General features: G+C 59.2%; 14 protein-coding genes. 4 read left to right on the forward strand and 10 right to left on the reverse strand.

The window, feature by feature from the left end:
- Positions 1-21 precede the first annotated feature (21 nt).
- From yjiA to AABM54_RS22385, 3 genes are all read right to left on the reverse strand, one after another.
- A complete protein-coding gene (yjiA, locus tag AABM54_RS22375) occupies positions 22-993 on the reverse strand; it encodes a GTPase (RefSeq protein WP_347902124.1) in 972 nt (323 codons plus the stop codon).
- Positions 994-1,171: 178 nt separating this feature from the next.
- Complete coding sequence (locus AABM54_RS22380; RefSeq protein WP_010448516.1) at positions 1,172-1,369, reverse strand: YbdD/YjiX family protein; 198 nt, start codon at positions 1,367-1,369, stop codon at positions 1,172-1,174.
- Positions 1,370-1,384: 15 nt separating this feature from the next.
- Complete coding sequence (locus AABM54_RS22385; protein WP_347902125.1) at positions 1,385-3,451, reverse strand: carbon starvation CstA family protein; 2,067 nt, start codon at positions 3,449-3,451, stop codon at positions 1,385-1,387.
- 159 nt (positions 3,452-3,610) lie between these two features.
- Between AABM54_RS22385 and AABM54_RS22390 the strand changes: the two genes are divergently transcribed.
- Positions 3,611-3,979, forward strand: a complete 369-nt coding sequence (locus AABM54_RS22390) for a PilZ domain-containing protein (RefSeq protein WP_347902126.1) — start codon at positions 3,611-3,613, stop codon at positions 3,977-3,979.
- 50 nt (positions 3,980-4,029) lie between these two features.
- Here the strand turns inward: AABM54_RS22390 and radA are convergent, their stop codons facing one another.
- From radA to katB, 3 genes are all read right to left on the reverse strand, one after another.
- The gene (gene radA / locus AABM54_RS22395) at positions 4,030-5,397 is read right to left on the reverse strand and encodes a DNA repair protein RadA (protein WP_095166434.1); all 1,368 of its coding nucleotides are present in this window, start codon (positions 5,395-5,397) and stop codon (positions 4,030-4,032) included.
- Between the two features lie 46 nt (positions 5,398-5,443).
- Positions 5,444-5,983, reverse strand: coding sequence for an ankyrin repeat domain-containing protein (locus tag AABM54_RS22400; RefSeq protein ID WP_347902128.1), 540 nt, complete (start codon positions 5,981-5,983; stop codon positions 5,444-5,446).
- A 61-nt stretch (positions 5,984-6,044) separates the two neighbouring features.
- A complete protein-coding gene (gene katB / locus AABM54_RS22405; protein ID WP_347902129.1) occupies positions 6,045-7,586 on the reverse strand; it encodes a catalase KatB in 1,542 nt (513 codons plus the stop codon).
- Positions 7,587-7,871: 285 nt separating this feature from the next.
- On the opposite strand from katB, the gene mscL reads away from it, so the two are divergent.
- The gene (gene mscL / locus AABM54_RS22410; RefSeq protein WP_347902131.1) at positions 7,872-8,285 is read left to right on the forward strand and encodes a large-conductance mechanosensitive channel protein MscL; all 414 of its coding nucleotides are present in this window, start codon (positions 7,872-7,874) and stop codon (positions 8,283-8,285) included.
- 335 nt (positions 8,286-8,620) lie between these two features.
- Here the strand turns inward: mscL and AABM54_RS22415 are convergent, their stop codons facing one another.
- Entirely contained in the window at positions 8,621-9,397 is a 777-nt protein-coding gene (locus tag AABM54_RS22415; protein ID WP_347902132.1) for a ferredoxin--NADP reductase, read from the reverse strand.
- Positions 9,398-9,702: 305 nt separating this feature from the next.
- Between AABM54_RS22415 and AABM54_RS22420 the strand changes: the two genes are divergently transcribed.
- Entirely contained in the window at positions 9,703-10,419 is a 717-nt protein-coding gene (locus tag AABM54_RS22420; protein WP_347902134.1) for an autoinducer binding domain-containing protein, read from the forward strand.
- 198 nt (positions 10,420-10,617) lie between these two features.
- Complete coding sequence (locus AABM54_RS22425; protein ID WP_347902136.1) at positions 10,618-11,742, forward strand: methyltransferase; 1,125 nt, start codon at positions 10,618-10,620, stop codon at positions 11,740-11,742.
- Positions 11,743-11,937: 195 nt separating this feature from the next.
- On the opposite strand, the gene AABM54_RS22430 is transcribed toward AABM54_RS22425, so the two are convergent.
- From AABM54_RS22430 to AABM54_RS22440, 3 genes are read right to left on the reverse strand one after another with little or no spacing between them, the layout of a single operon-like run.
- Positions 11,938-12,105: a DUF2474 domain-containing protein gene (locus AABM54_RS22430; protein ID WP_347906283.1), complete on the reverse strand. Its 168-nt coding sequence runs from the start codon at positions 12,103-12,105 to the stop codon at positions 11,938-11,940.
- Positions 12,106-12,164: 59 nt separating this feature from the next.
- Positions 12,165-13,172: a cytochrome d ubiquinol oxidase subunit II gene (gene cydB / locus AABM54_RS22435; RefSeq protein WP_347902137.1), complete on the reverse strand. Its 1,008-nt coding sequence runs from the start codon at positions 13,170-13,172 to the stop codon at positions 12,165-12,167.
- Positions 13,173-13,175: 3 nt separating this feature from the next.
- Positions 13,176-14,615 carry a cytochrome ubiquinol oxidase subunit I gene (locus tag AABM54_RS22440; RefSeq protein ID WP_347902138.1) on the reverse strand — a complete coding sequence of 480 codons (1,440 nt, stop codon included), beginning with the start codon at positions 14,613-14,615 and terminating at the stop codon, positions 13,176-13,178.
- Positions 14,616-14,833: the final 218 nt, after the last annotated feature.

Consider the following 14,833-nt stretch of genomic DNA (forward strand, 5'->3'; position numbering starts at 1 on the left):
TTCTCAGATTGGCGGCGTGAATCAGGCTGCGTGCAGGCGCGCAAACCCCTCGCGAATCTTTGCTTCCGGCAAATCATCGGCAATGAACACGATCACGCTTTCACGGGGTTCGCCCTCTTCCCACTCGGTATCCCAGTCGAAGCCGTACAGCTTCAGTACGCCCTGAAACACCATCCGCCGCGGTTCGCCGACAATGCTCAGCACGCCCTTGTAACGCAGCAGTTGCTTGCCGTGATCTTCCAGCAGCTCGTTCATGAACTCGCTGAGCTTGTCGATATCCAGCGGCCTGTCGGTGCGCAGCACCAGGCTGGAGATGCGGTCGATGGACGGCGCCTTGCTCACCGGACGCAAGCTCACCCCACCGCCCAGATCGGCGTTCAGGTTGAAACCGCGCACGTCGAGCAATTCTGCCAGGTCGATTTTGCCATGCTCGACCACGCGAATCGGCGCACGGCGGTTGATGCGGGTCAGGCGTTCGCTCAGCGCCTCGAAAGTCGCTTCGTCCACCAGATCGCGCTTGCTCACCAGCAAGCGGTCGGCAAAACCGATCTGTGCCTGGGCGATGGTCTGTGTCAGGTGCAAATCAGCGTGGGCGGCGTCGACCAACGTGATAATGCCGTCGAGGAGGTAGCGCTCGCGCAGCTCTTCATCAATGAAGAAGGTTTGCGCCACCGGCGCGGGATCGGCCAGCCCGGTGCATTCGATTACCAAGCGATCAAAGGCAATTTCGCCGCTGTCCAGGCGTTCGAGCAGCAGGTACAAGGCCTTGGTCAGGTCGGTATGGATGGTGCAGCAGACACAGCCGTTGGACAGCGTCATGACTTGAACTGGCTCATCGCCCAACAGTTGGGTGTCGATGCCCGCATCGCTGAATTCGTTTTCGATCACGGCGATTTTCAGGCCGTGCTCGGCTTTGAGCAGGTGGCGCAACAGCGTGGTTTTACCCGCGCCGAGAAAGCCGCTCAGGATCGTTACCGGAATGGGAGAAGACAAACCCGATCTCCTTCAACTACACAAATAAAAAAGTGGAAGCAGACCTGTGGGAGCGGGCTTGCTCGCGAAAACGGTTCAACACTCAACAGTGCAGCTGACTGTCAGACCGCCTTCGCGAGCAAGCCCGCTCCCACTTAGGCCTGCTTCCACCTCACATCACATGACCCGAATCAACGGATCAACAGCACTTGGGCCCACCCTTGCCACCGTAACGGGCTTCCTGGCGTTCCCGGAAGAACGCTTCGTAGCTCATCACCGGTTTGTCCGGGTGTTTGGTTTGCATATGCTCGACGTAGGTGTCGTAGTCGGGCATGCCGACCATCAGGCGCGCGGCCTGACCGAGGTATTTACCGAGGCGACTCAGGTCATTGAACATGGTTGCAATCCTCGATTACGCGTCCGGCAATGCCTGGAATGGCGATTCTTTATCCGTACGCTCTTTCGTGCCCCAGGCCGAAATACCGACCTTGAGCGCATAGAACAGGATGCTGAACACCACGAACAGGAACAGCGCCGTCAGCGTTGCGTTGGTGTACGCGTTGTAGATCACGTGCTGCATCTGGTTGATGTCCTTGGCCGGGGCGAGGATCTGCCCGTTGGCCAGGGCATCGCTGTATTTCTTGGCCAGCGACAGGAAGCCGATCGCCGGGTTGGCGTCGAACAGCTTGATGAAGCCTGCGGTGGTGGTGCAGATCAACAGCCAGACCGCTGGCAGCAAGGTCACCCAGATGTAGCGTTGGCGTTTCATTTTGATCAGCACAACCGTGCCGAGCATCAGCGCGATACCGGCCAGCATCTGGTTGGAGATACCGAACAGCGGCCACAAGGTGTTGATGCCACCCAGCGGGTCGATCACGCCTTGGTACAGCAGGTAACCCCACATCGCCACACAACCGGCGGTGGCGATCAGGTTGGCGGTCCAGGATTCAGTACGCTTGAGCGCCGGCACGAAGGAGCCGAGCAAATCCTGCAACATGAAACGACCGGCACGGGTTCCGGCGTCGACGGCAGTCAGGATGAACAGCGCTTCGAACAGGATCGCGAAGTGGTACCAGAACGCCATGGTGTTTTCACCCGGCAGGACACTGTGCAGGATCTGCGCGATACCGACCGCCAGGGTCGGCGCACCACCGGCGCGCGCCAGGATGGTGGTTTCACCGATGTCATGGGCCACCGCTTGCAGGGCTTCCGGCGTAATCGCGAAACCCCAGCTGCTGACGGTTTGCGCCACGGCCACCACGTCACCGCCGACCACTGCGGCCGGGCTGTTCATGGCGAAGTACACGCCTGGCTCGATCACCGAAGCGGCAACCATTGCCATGATGGCCACGAAGGACTCCATCAGCATGCCGCCGTAACCGATGTAACGGGCGTTGGTTTCGTTATCCAGCAGCTTCGGCGTGGTGCCGGAGGAGATCAGTGCGTGGAAACCCGAGACCGCGCCGCAGGCGATGGTGATGAACAGGAACGGGAACAGACCGCCCTTCCACACCGGCCCAGTGCCGTCGATGAACTGGGTCAGCGCCGGCATTTTCAGCTCGGGCATGGTCACCAGGATGCCGATCGCCAGCGCGATGATGGTGCCGATTTTCAGGAAGGTCGACAGGTAGTCGCGCGGTGCGAGGATCAACCAGACCGGCAGCACCGCCGCGACGAAGCCGTAGCCAATCAGCATCCAGGTGATCTGGATCCCGGTGAAGCTGAACGCTTTGGCCCACACCGGATCGGCGGCAATCTGCCCGCCCAGCCAGATGGAACCGAGCAGCAGCAACACACCGATGACCGAGATTTCACCGATGCGGCCCGGGCGGATGTAGCGCATGTAAATGCCCATGAACATCGCGATCGGGATGGTCGCCATCACCGTGAAAATACCCCACGGGCTCTCGGCCAGCGCCTTGACCACGATCAGCGCCAGCACCGCGAGGATGATGATCATGATCAGGAAGCAGCCAAACAGCGCGATGGTCCCGGGGATGCGGCCCATTTCTTCACGGACCATGTCGCCCAGCGAACGGCCGTTGCGGCGGGTGGACATGAACAGGACCATGAAGTCTTGAACGGCACCGGCCAGCACCACGCCGGCAATCAGCCAAAGCGTGCCGGGCAGGTAGCCCATCTGCGCCGCCAGGACCGGACCAACCAAAGGCCCCGCGCCCGCAATGGCCGCGAAGTGGTGTCCGAACAGAATGTGTTTGTTGGTAGGGACGTAGTCCAGACCGTCGTTATTGATGACGGCGGGGGTGGCCCGACGCGCGTCAAGTTGCATCACGTTGTTGGCGATGAACAGACTGTAGTAACGGTATGCAACCAGATAAATGGCCACTGCCGCGACCACAATCCACAAGGCGTTGATCGCCTCGCCTCGGCGCAAGGCCACGACGCCCAGGGCGCACGCGCCTACGATTGCCAGCAGCAGCCAGGGTAGATGGCGTAGCAGGCTATTATTATTTTTCATTTTTTTATTCCAGCCAGGGTGGACAAGAAAGACAGCCACCCCGAGTTTAGCGCTAGTGGCGATAAAGACCATAGCTCGACGTTGGTCTAGCGCCATCGCTGTAGTGGCAGCCTGTGCAGATGCGGGTCTATAGTCAGCGAACAACCAGAGGACCGCGCCATGAGCGACCACCCTGCCAATCGCCGCCGCTTCAAACGTATTGCGTTCGATGCCCGAACCGAGCTGAGTCAGGGGGATTGTATCTGGCCAGTAAGGTTGATCGATTTGTCACTCAAGGGTCTGTTGATCGAGCGCCCCGAGCCTTGGCTGGGGGACAACCAGAAGATGTTTTCGGTCGAGATTCACTTGAGCACCGAAGCCGAGATTCGCATGGACATCCAACTGTCCCATGACAACAATCGCCAGCTCGGCTTCGTCTGCCGCTACATCAGCCTGGAGTCCGTCAGTCGCCTGCGGCGCCTGATCGAACTCAACCTTGGCGATCAGGACGAACTTGAGCGCGAGCTGGGTGCCTTGATCGAAACCTGAAGCCCCTGCACCCTGCCCGCTCCCACAGGGAATGTGCACAACAGTGAAAACTACTCGAACAGTGCGTCGAGGGCTTGTTCCAGTCGGGTCACCGCGATGATCCGCAGCCCGGCGGGCGCCTCTTTCGGGGCGTTACCCTTGGGCACGATGGCACGTTTGAAGCCGTGCTTGGCGGCTTCTTTCAAACGCTCCTGACCGCTCGGCACCGGCCGCACTTCGCCAGACAGCCCGACCTCACCAAACACCAGCAAGTCATGGGGCAGCGGCCGGTTGCGCAAACTGGACATCACCGCCGCCATCAACGCCAGGTCGGACGCGGTTTCGAGTACCTTGACCCCGCCGACCACGTTGAGGAACACGTCCTGATCGTGGGTCGGAATGCCGCCGTGGCGATGCAGTACCGCCAGCAGCATGGCCAGACGGTTCTGATCGAGCCCCAGCGTTACGCGGCGCGGGTTGGCCAGGTGACTGTCGTCCACCAGCGCCTGAACCTCCACCAGCATCGGACGCGTGCCTTCCCACGTTGCCATCACCACACTGCCCGGCACTTCTTCCTGGGCCCGCGTGAGGAAAATCGCCGAAGGGTTGGAGACTTCCTTCAAGCCCTTGTCGGTCATGCCGAACACGCCCAACTCGTTGACCGCGCCGAAACGGTTTTTCACTGCCCGCAACAAACGCAGGCGACCATCGGACTCACCTTCAAAGTACAGCACGGTGTCGACCATGTGCTCCAGCACCCGCGGCCCTGCCAATGCGCCCTCTTTCGTCACGTGACCGACCAGGAAAATCGCTGTGCCGCTTTGTTTGGCGTAACGCACCAGCAACGCCGCGCTTTCGCGGACCTGGGACACGCCACCGGGAGCAGATTGCAGTTGCTCGGTAAAAATCGTCTGGATCGAGTCGATCACCATGACCTTGGGCTTCTCTACCCGGGCGGTGGCGATAATGGTTTCGATGCAGGTTTCGGTCATCACCCGCAACTGGTCCTGGGGCAAGCCCAGGCGCCGGGCACGCATGGCCACTTGCTGCTGGGATTCTTCACCAGTGACGTAGAGCGCCGGCATGCGGGTCGCAAGGTTGCACAGGGTTTGCAGGAGGATGGTCGATTTACCGATACCCGGATCGCCGCCGATCAGCACCACCGAACCGTCCACCAGACCGCCGCCGAGTACGCGGTCCAGTTCACCGGAGGCTGTGGAAAAGCGCGGAATCTCTTCGACGCTGACTTCGGCCAGGGTCTTGATCTGCGCCTGCTGCCCGGCCCAACCGGTACGACCGCTGGGCGCTGCGGCACCGCCGCTTTCCACCATGGTTTCGGTCAGGGTGTTCCAGGCCCCGCATTCGCCGCATTGGCCGGCCCACTTGGGGAAGGTCGAACCGCACTCGGTGCAGCCGTACATGCGCTTTGCCTTGGCCATCTGAACTCCCGGGAAAAAACCGCGATGATAGCTCAGCCAGACACGATCAGCGCGGCACCACCGTACGGATTTGCCCCGTTGCCAGACGCGCGGCGCTGTTGCCCAGCGAGTCCTCGGCATTGAGGTCGGCGCCCTTGGCGGCCAAAGCGTCGAGCAACTCCAATCGTTTGAACAAACCGGCGTACATCGCGGCAGTCTGGCCAGCGCCGTTACGCTGGTCCGGGCTGCAATCGGCCGCCAACAGGCGTCGGGCGATCTGCATTTCACCTTTGAAGATCGCGCCCATCAGCGCGGTGTTGCCGCGATGATCCTGGGCGCAAGCGTCCGCCCCCGCACCCAGCAAGTGTTCCACGGCCTCACCCTGGCCGTGATAAGCCGCCAGAATCAATGCGGTGTAACCCTTGCTGTCACGGGTATCGAGGGAGTAGCCCGCCTCGATGAAGGTGTCGAGCGTCGGCACGTCGCCCCGGCGGGCGGCGTCGAAGTAATAATCCTGCAGTTGGACCTTCACTGAAGAAGGCGCGCCCGACTCAGCGTGAACGCTGATCGACAGCGCCGCCAGAAACAAGCCAAGAAAAATTCGCATGACAGGTGCTCCAAAGGCCTCGCGCACGATACCTGCGCGAGGACCGGTGTGGCTTCTACGATCAATCCGCCAGTTTGGCCGCGAGGGCTTTGACGCGGCCCAGATCACCCTTGGCGACTTTGGTCACACCCGTGCCGTACTCCGGGTCTGCCTTATAGAGGAAAGACAGGATGATGTGCTTGCTCTCGTCATCGGTCGTCGCCAGCGAGCCGCCGAAGCTCTCGATCAAGTCACTGCGCTCCTTCTGGCTGAACGAACGATACAAATCGCCGGCCTGCTTGAAGTTCTGCTCGCGCTGGATTTTCGCTTGCTGGGTGCTGCCCGCCAGGACCGACTGGCTGTAGCGTGCCGCCTGTGGTTCTGCACGTGGCTCCAGGCGGCTCGGCTGGTAGTTCACACCGGTGCTGCTGTGACCGATGTTCATCGCACCGTCCTGATTGCCGTTGTTCACCGCGACCTTTGGCGCATTGATCGGCAACTGCAAGGCATTGGCCCCCAGGCGATACAACTGGGTATCGGCATACGAGAACACTCGCCCCTGCAACAAACGATCTTCCGAGGGTTCAATGCCTGGCACTAAGTTAGCCGGTGCCATGGCAACTTGTTCGGTCTCCTGGAACACATTCGCTGGATTACGGTTGAGCACCATTTGTCCAACTTTTCGTTCAGCAATACCCGGCCAGATCTTGGTAGCGTCCAAAGGATCGAAATCAAACTTGTACAGGTCTTGCGAATTTACAACCTGAACGTACAAGTCCCACTTTGGAAAGTCGCCTTTATTAATATGAGCAACCAAGTCATTGGTCATATGACTGTAATCTTTTCCCTGAACATTAATAACCGCTTTGGGATCGAGGTTATTAATACCCTGCAGACTTTTCCAATGGAACTTCACGTAGTGCACTTCACCCTTGGCATTGATCAACTTGTAAGCATGAACACCATTACCGTCCATTTCCCGATAACTGGCCGGCGTGCCGGCGTTGGAATACAGCTCGGTCAGGGTGCGCGTGGCTTCAGGTACGTGGGAGAAAAAGTCGAAGCGGCGTGAATCATCGTCGAGGTTGGTTCGCGGGTCCGGCTTGAAAGCGTGGACCATGTCCGGAAACTTGATGGCATCCCGGATGAAAAAGGTCGGGAAATTGTTGCCCACCAGGTCCCAGTTACCGTCCGCGGTGTAGAACTTGGTGGCAAAACCACGAGGATCGCGCAGGGTTTCCGGGGAATGGTTACCGTGCACCACTGCCGAGAATCGCACGAAGACCGGTGTCGTCTGGCCAGCAGCGAACACCTTGGCCTTCGTCAGGTCACTGAGGTCATCTGTCACGGTAAAGCTGCCGTGAGCGCCCGTCCCCCGGGCATGTACCACCCGCTCGGGTATGCGTTCACGGTCGAAACGCTGCAACTTTTGCAGCAGTTGCACATCCTGCAACAGCACCGGGCCGGTAGCGCCGGCGGTTTGCGAGTTCTGGTTGTCGCCCACGGCGGCGCCATTATCCCGGGTCAGGGTGGCGGCGTGGACGGAGAAGGACAACAGGCTGGCGGTCAAAAGACCCCATGTGCGGCGATGAGGGAAAGTCCCTCGGCCAAGGGCGGTGGTCATGTCGCAATCCTCTGGTTTTATGGGGCGCATCCAGATGCGCTGAACAGAGGCTAGTGACCGGCGAGTCAAAATATAAATAGAAAGAACACACCGCACCGATTGAGATTTTATGCTGGCCCATCAGAGACTTGGCGCGTAAACCGCGCGCGAATGGTGGCACTTTGTAAACTATTTGCCAGAACGTGGGTCGATAACTGCGAACGTTGTCAGCCGTTGTGCCGAGCAAGACCCGTACTGCTGATTTACACTGCGTTCACCAACCTCATCTGTAACAAGGAATAACCTATGGGCGTGCTAAGTGAGTTCAAGGCCTTCGCGGTCAAAGGGAATGTGGTCGACATGGCCGTCGGTATCATCATCGGCGCCGCATTCGGCAAGATCGTGTCGTCGTTTGTCGGTGATGTCGTCATGCCGCCAATCGGCCTGCTGATCGGTGGGGTGGACTTCGCAGACCTCGCCATCACGCTCAAGGCAGCACAGGGTGACGCCCCGGCCGTGGTCATGGCCTATGGCAAATTCATCCAGAGCATCATCGACTTCCTGATCGTCGCGTTCGCGATTTTCATGGGTGTGAAAGCCATCAACCGTCTGAAGCGCGAAGAAGCCGTGGCGCCAACCCTGCCGCCGGTTCCGACCAAGGAAGAAGAGTTGCTGGGAGAGATCCGCGACCTGCTCAAGGCCCAGAACAACCGACCTTGAGCGCGAATCAAACCTGAATAACGGCGCCTTCGGGGCGAATGCCGGTCAGTTAAGAAAACTCAGCGTCTGAATGCTCTGTTCTGATCCGAAATCTACCCACCCCAACCCTCTCCCCAAAGGGGCGAGGGGAAAGGGAGCAGATCTCTATGCCTTTCAAAACCTGAGTTCGACTCGGACTTTCAGGTCGATGTCACTCGAATGAACACCACCGTCAGTTCCCTCGCCCTTTTGGGGAGAGGGTGAGGGGGTGGTTCTCGAGCCTGGCAAACAACCTGAAGCATTCCTCGTAAAGTGACGTTAACCGATCGGCATTAGCCCTCGGGGCGCCGTTTTTTTTACCAGTAGTTTTCTACCGCAACGTGGCCAGGACGACGGCTGAGGCTCAGGTGCATACCTCGCTGTTTGAGCAGGTGGCGCGTGTCATCGATCATCTGGGGGTTGCCACACAGCATGACCCGCGAATGCTCGGCAGTCAGGGCGACGCCCGCGGCCTGCTCCAGCTCGCCGTTTTCGATCAGTTGGGTAATCCGCCCGCTCAGTGCGCCGGGGTGCTCCTCGCGGGTAACTGTGGCGATGAACTGCAGTTTGTGTGCGTACTCCGCCAGGTAATCGCGCGCAGCCAGCCCGCTGATCAGTGCCTGATAGGCCAGCTCACGGGCTTCACGCACGCTGTAGACCAGAATGATCCGCTCGAATCTTTCCCAGACCTCGAAGTCCTGCAGGATCGACAGAAATGGCGCGATGCCCGTACCGGTGGACAACAGCCAGAGGTCACGGCCATCGACAAAACGGTCCAGAGTCAGAAAACCGAACGACTGGCGCTCCACCAGCAAGGCGTCGCCTTCGCCAAGACGACTCAGCTCACTGGTGAACTCGCCTCCAGGCACGACGATTGAAAAGAACTCCAGAAAGTCGTCATAGGGAGAAGACACCATGGAATAGGCACGCCAGACCGTGCTGCCGCAGGGTTTCGTCACGCCCAGGCGGGCAAATTGCCCGGCGCGGAAACGAAACCCCGGATCCCGTGTAGTCCGCAGGGTAAACAGGCTGGGCGTCAGAGGTTGTACGTCGAGCAATGTCTGACGGGTGAATTTTTCTGCACTGGCGGTCATGAGGCACTCCGGTGTTCAGGTCCCCCTAGTGTCACGCAAACCCGCCGAGAGAAACACCGCAGTTTTGTAGTGGTATTTACGCCTGAATCAAAACTAACTGAAAAATACATATTCTAGAGTTCGTTACATGACAACCTGAATTCAAAACCAAGTTCTTGTATTGACGACATAAACTTTTTCAGACCGCCAGAGGCACTCATCAGAGCGAAATAATCCCACCCAAGATGTAAGAGTTATCCTACACTCGTTTCCGTGTCGGTCTTTGGATCCACGACACTCAAAAGCGACACTCATGGAGAGTGACTATGGACATCTGGAGAGAGGCGCAACTGAAGCAGTTGGCACACGAGACGAAAATCGAATCGGCTTATGACATGGCCCTCAACTTCGTTAACAACCTCGGCTTCGAATACTGTGCCTTTTCAATAACTTCCCTTAATTGCAGTCACCTGTCACACAAACTGAGGATGAATAACTACCCCCACAACTGGAATACGCAATACGCCCACAATAACTACGAAGCCACAGACCCACTAGTGGCCCATTGCAACCAGTCAGTACTCCCCATTCTCTGGGAAGACAGCGTTTTTTCAAAAGCGCCGGAACTCTGGATTGCCTTGCAGATACAAGGATTGCAGCACGGTTGGTCACAACCGGTGCATGACAAGAAACACGGTTTGTGCGGGATGTTGAGTATCGCCCGCAGCCACCGGGCGGTGTCACCGTATGAGCTCTATGAAAACCTCGGCTACGCGGTGTTCATCAGCCAGAAACTGCACTCGCTGGCGGTAGAGAAGCTCCAGGTGAACAAACCTGCATGCCACGACATCACCCGACTGTCACCCCGAGAGATCGAGGTCCTGAAATGGTCCGCAGAAGGCAAAACGGCGGCAGTGATTGCCACGATCCTCAACCTGACAGAACGAACGGTAAACTTTCACGTCAACAGCTCCATCAAGAAACTGGGCGTCACCAACAAAATCTCGGCCGTCGTACGCGCCGCCATGACCGGAGTCATCTGAGGCTCCTGAACACAGCAAGACCCGCCCTCCAGGCTTGCGCGCAGTAAAACCTGCAAGTAATCCAAGGTAAAAAAACGTACCATTTGCGGCCCAACTGGGTGATGACGCACAAGAAGCCGCGTCGACGTCCACTCAGGCGGTCCCGTCAGCCTCCAGCGGCACCCGGGACATTCGTTGATTATCCAGAGTCCCCGCCCCATGCCCCTGCTCGACACCGCTTTCGCCCAACTCGACCTGATTCGCCAGCCCGAACAGCAGAACGAACCGCTGCAAGCCTTTGACGCGGCGGACGAATACCTGCTCAATTACCTGGCCGAACAGCAACCGACAGCGGCGACACGCGTCCTGGTGCTCAATGACAGCTTCGGCGCGCTGGCAGCCAGCCTGGCCGGGAAGGTCCAGGTCACCAGCAGCAGCGACTCTTTCCTGGCGCTCCAGGGCCTGGAAAAAAACCTCGTGCGTAACGGCCTGGCGTTTGACGCCGTGCCGAGTGTGCCGGCCAGCGAGCGATTCGTTGGCCCCTTCGATCGCGTGCTGATCCGGGTACCGAAAACCCTGGCCCTGCTCGAAGAACAACTGATCCGCCTGCAAGACCAACTGGCTCCCGGCGCTCACGTTATCGCCAGTGCCATGATCAAACACCTGCCGCGCGCCGCGGGTGACTTGCTGGAGCGCTACATTGGCCCGGTTCAAGCCTCACTGGCCGTGAAAAAGGCCAGGCTGCTGATCGCCACGCCGGAAACCAAAACACCGGCCGTGTCGCCCTATCCGACGCGCTACACCCTCGACCAACCGGCCATCGAGCTGCTCAACCATGCCAACGTATTCTGCCGTGAAGGCCTGGACATCGGCACGCGAGCCTTCCTGCCACACCTGCCGATGAACCTGGGCAGTGCGCGGGTTGCCGACCTGGGTTGCGGCAACGGCGTGCTGGCCATCGCCAGTGCCCTGCAAAACCCCGATGCGCAATACACACTGGTGGACGAATCGTTCATGGCCGTGCAATCGGCCGCTGAAAACTGGCGCGCAGCCTTCGGGGAGCGTGACGTCATCGTCCGCGCCGCCGATGGCCTGGCCGGTCAGGAACCGCAGTCACTGGACGTGGTGCTGTGCAACCCGCCGTTCCACCAGCAACAAGTGGTGGGTGATTTCCTGGCCTGGCGGATGTTCCAGCAGGCCCGCGAAGCCCTGGTGGTCGGTGGCGCGTTGTACATCGTCGGCAACCGGCACCTGGGTTATCACAGCAAACTGGCGCGGCTGTTCCGGGGGGTAGAACAAGTGGCGGCCACCCCGAAATTCGTGATTCTCAAGGCCCGCAAGTGAACCTGATTCACATCGTCACGCAGGCGCACGGTTTGCTGGCGATAGCCCCTGAAGATTGCTCTCGCGAGCAAGCGCTGCTCCAGGTTTTTTTAGACTCGCCTCCTGCAAGTAGCCCGTAGCACGCAAAAAAAACCCTCCGGGTCAGGAGGGTTATAAATCCGTGCCGCAAGGCAACGGGATGGGAAGTCCGGTGTTTCAGTGAGTGCTCAGGCCTGCCGCGTTCATGAACAGGCGCATCAGGCTCGCCACCACAAACAGCGCCAGGACACTGCCAACCCAGATCCCGGCCAGCCAGCCGAGTCGCTGCCAAAGCGGCTTCTTCTCAGCCGCTTCGATTTCCTGCAAGTCAGGTTTACCGGCCATCATGCCAATCTCCTCTGAGTCATCGACGCAAGCCCAGGGCTCGCGTCGTCATCGTGTGACTAGTGATAACCGTCTTCGTGAGTCACCTTGCCGCGGAACACGTAGTAGCTCCAGAAGGTGTAGCCCAGGATGAACGGAATGATGAACAGCGTGCCGACCAGCATGAAGCCCTGGCTTTGCGGCGGTGCGGCGGCGTCCCAGATGGTGATCGACGGGGGCACGATGTACGGCCACAAGCTGATGCCCAGCCCGCTGTAACCCAGGAAGATCAACACCAGCGTCAGCAGGAATGGCGTGTAATGAGCATTGCGGGCCACTGCGCGCAGTAATCCGTACATGGTCACCAGCACCAGGATCGGCACCGGCAGGAACCAGAACAGGTTCGGCAGCGTAAACCAGCGTGCGGCAATCTCGGCATGGGCCAGCGGCGTCCAGAGGCTGACGATACCGATCACCGCCAACACCACGAACGCCAGCGGTCGCGCCAGGTTGTGCATCTGCTCCTGCAACTTGCCTTCGGTCTTCATGATCAGCCAGGTGCAGCCCAGCAGCGCATACGCCACCACCAGCGCCACGCCGCAAAACATCGTGAATGGCGTCAGCCAGTCCAGTGAGCCGCCGGCGAACTGCCGATCAACCACTTTGAAACCATCGATAAACGCACCGAGGGCCACGCCCTGGAAGAAGGTCGCGGTGATCGAGCCACCGATAAACGCCTTGTCCCAGATGTGAACCTTGTCGTCCTTGGCCTTGAACCGGAACTCGAAGGCCACGCCGCGAAAGATCAAGCCGACCAGCATCAGGATCAACGGCAGGTACAGCGCCGACAGCACCACCGAATAGGCCAGCGGGAAGGCGCCGAACAACGCCGCGCCCCCCAGTACCAGCCAGGTTTCGTTACCGTCCCAGACCGGAGCGACGGTGTTCATCATCACGTCGCGGTCGCTTTTGCCTTTGATGAACGGGAAGAGAATCCCGATGCCCAGGTCAAAACCGTCCATGACCACGTACATCATGATGCCGAAGATGATGATCACGGCCCAGATCAGCGGAAGATCAATACCCATGACTCAATTCCCCTTTTTCAGGCTGTGGCTGCGATCACCTTCAGTGCCATCATCGGCAGCGGAAAGCGGACGGGCCGGTGTACGTTGCTGACCAGGGCCGCCATGGCTCGGCTCGGCACCTTCGTCGATCTTCGGCCCTTTGCGCACCAGGCGCATCATGTAGCCCAGGCCAACACCGAACAGCGAGAAATACACCACGACAAACAGTGCCAGGGTGATGCTCATCTGCACCACGCTGTGATTGGACGAAGCATCTGCGGTGCGCATCACCCCGTAGATAACCCACGGCTGACGACCCACTTCAGTGGTGAACCAACCGGCGAGAATCGCGATCAGGCCCGATGGCCCCATCCACAGCGCCAGGTGCAGGAACGCACGGTTCTCGTACAAGCGGTCGCGCTTGCGCAGCCACAAACTCCACAGGCCGGTGAAGATCATCAGCATGCCCAGGCCGACCATGATCCGGAACGACCAGAACACGATGGTCGAATTCGCCCGGTCTTCAGGCGGGAATTCCTTGAGTGCCGGTACTTGCTTGTCCAGCGAGTGGGTCAGGATCAGGCTGCCCAGGTACGGAATTTCGACCGCGTACTTGGTTCTCTCTTCTTTCATGTCCGGCCAGCCGAACAGGATCAGCGGCGTCGGTTCGTCGCCGTGGTTTTCCCAGTGGCCTTCGATCGCGGCGATTTTTGCCGGTTGGTGCTTGAGCGTATTGAGGCCGTGGAAGTCGCCGATCACCGCCTGGATAGGCGCCACAATCAGCGCCATCCACATGGCCATCGACAGCATGGTGCGGATGGCCGGGTTGTCCCGACCGCGCAGCAGGTGCCAGGCCGCCGACGAACCGACGAAGAAGGCCGTGGCCACAAACGCGGCGGTCGCCATGTGCATCAGGCGATACGGGAACGAGGGGTTGAAAATCACCGCGATCCAGTCCACCGGGATGACCTGGCCGTTGACGATTTCGTAGCCCTGCGGGGTTTGCATCCAGCTATTGGACGCGAGAATCCAGAAGGTCGAGATCAACGTACCGATGGCCACCATGACCGTGGCGAAAAAGTGCAGCCTGCGCCCCACCTTGTTCCAGCCAAACAGCATGACGCCCAGGAATCCGGCTTCAAGGAAGAATGCCGTGAGCACTTCATAGGTCAGCAAGGGGCCTGTGACGGAACCGGCGAAGTCCGAGAATCGGCTCCAGTTGGTGCCGAACTGATAGGCCATGACCAAACCGGAAACCACGCCCATGCCGAAGTTCACGGCAAAGATCTTGGACCAGAAGTGGTACAGGTCACGGTAGGTGTTGTTGTTTGTTTTCAGCCACAAGCCTTCAAGCACCGCCAGGTAACTCGCCAGACCGATGGTGATGGCGGGGAACAGGATGTGGAACGAGATGGTGAACGCGAACTGAATTCGGGCGAGATCAAGTGCCTCCAAACCGAACATAAGTCTTCCTCTGTCAGGTAATACCAGCTGCAGGCTCGTGACCTGCATCCACTGCCCCCACGGTTATGGAGTGTGGTGATTGGAGTCCGTTCTTTTTCCATCACGACGCAGGGAATCCGGCCCACCGCGCAAAGCTTGTTGATCTGGATCAATCAACGCTGAAAGAGTAGTCCCATTTTCAGGGCCGAACTGTGTGGTCTTTTGTCGCGTGACAGGTT

It is taken from the genome of Pseudomonas purpurea (assembly GCF_039908635.1).
GTDB lineage: Bacteria > Pseudomonadota > Gammaproteobacteria > Pseudomonadales > Pseudomonadaceae > Aquipseudomonas > Aquipseudomonas purpurea.

Bases quoted from the DNA above. Each gene is read 5' to 3' on its own strand.
- AABM54_RS22425 (WP_347902136.1), top strand. From the start codon at position 10,618: ATGCCCCTGCTCGACACCGCTTTCGCCCAACTCGACCTGATTCGCCAG.
- radA (WP_095166434.1), bottom strand. From the start codon at position 5,397: ATGGCCAAGGCAAAGCGCATGTACGGCTGCACCGAGTGCGGTTCGACC.
- cydB (WP_347902137.1), bottom strand. From the start codon at position 13,172: ATGGGTATTGATCTTCCGCTGATCTGGGCCGTGATCATCATCTTCGGC.
- katB (WP_347902129.1), bottom strand. From the start codon at position 7,586: ATGACCACCGCCCTTGGCCGAGGGACTTTCCCTCATCGCCGCACATGG.
- AABM54_RS22440 (WP_347902138.1), bottom strand. From the start codon at position 14,615: ATGTTCGGTTTGGAGGCACTTGATCTCGCCCGAATTCAGTTCGCGTTC.
- AABM54_RS22430 (WP_347906283.1), bottom strand. From the start codon at position 12,105: ATGGCCGGTAAACCTGACTTGCAGGAAATCGAAGCGGCTGAGAAGAAG.
- AABM54_RS22420 (WP_347902134.1), top strand. From the start codon at position 9,703: ATGGACATCTGGAGAGAGGCGCAACTGAAGCAGTTGGCACACGAGACG.
- mscL (WP_347902131.1), top strand. From the start codon at position 7,872: ATGGGCGTGCTAAGTGAGTTCAAGGCCTTCGCGGTCAAAGGGAATGTG.
- AABM54_RS22390 (WP_347902126.1), top strand. From the start codon at position 3,611: ATGAGCGACCACCCTGCCAATCGCCGCCGCTTCAAACGTATTGCGTTC.
- AABM54_RS22380 (WP_010448516.1), bottom strand. From the start codon at position 1,369: ATGTTCAATGACCTGAGTCGCCTCGGTAAATACCTCGGTCAGGCCGCG.
- AABM54_RS22400 (WP_347902128.1), bottom strand. From the start codon at position 5,983: ATGCGAATTTTTCTTGGCTTGTTTCTGGCGGCGCTGTCGATCAGCGTT.
- AABM54_RS22385 (WP_347902125.1), bottom strand. From the start codon at position 3,451: ATGAAAAATAATAATAGCCTGCTACGCCATCTACCCTGGCTGCTGCTG.
- AABM54_RS22415 (WP_347902132.1), bottom strand. From the start codon at position 9,397: ATGACCGCCAGTGCAGAAAAATTCACCCGTCAGACATTGCTCGACGTA.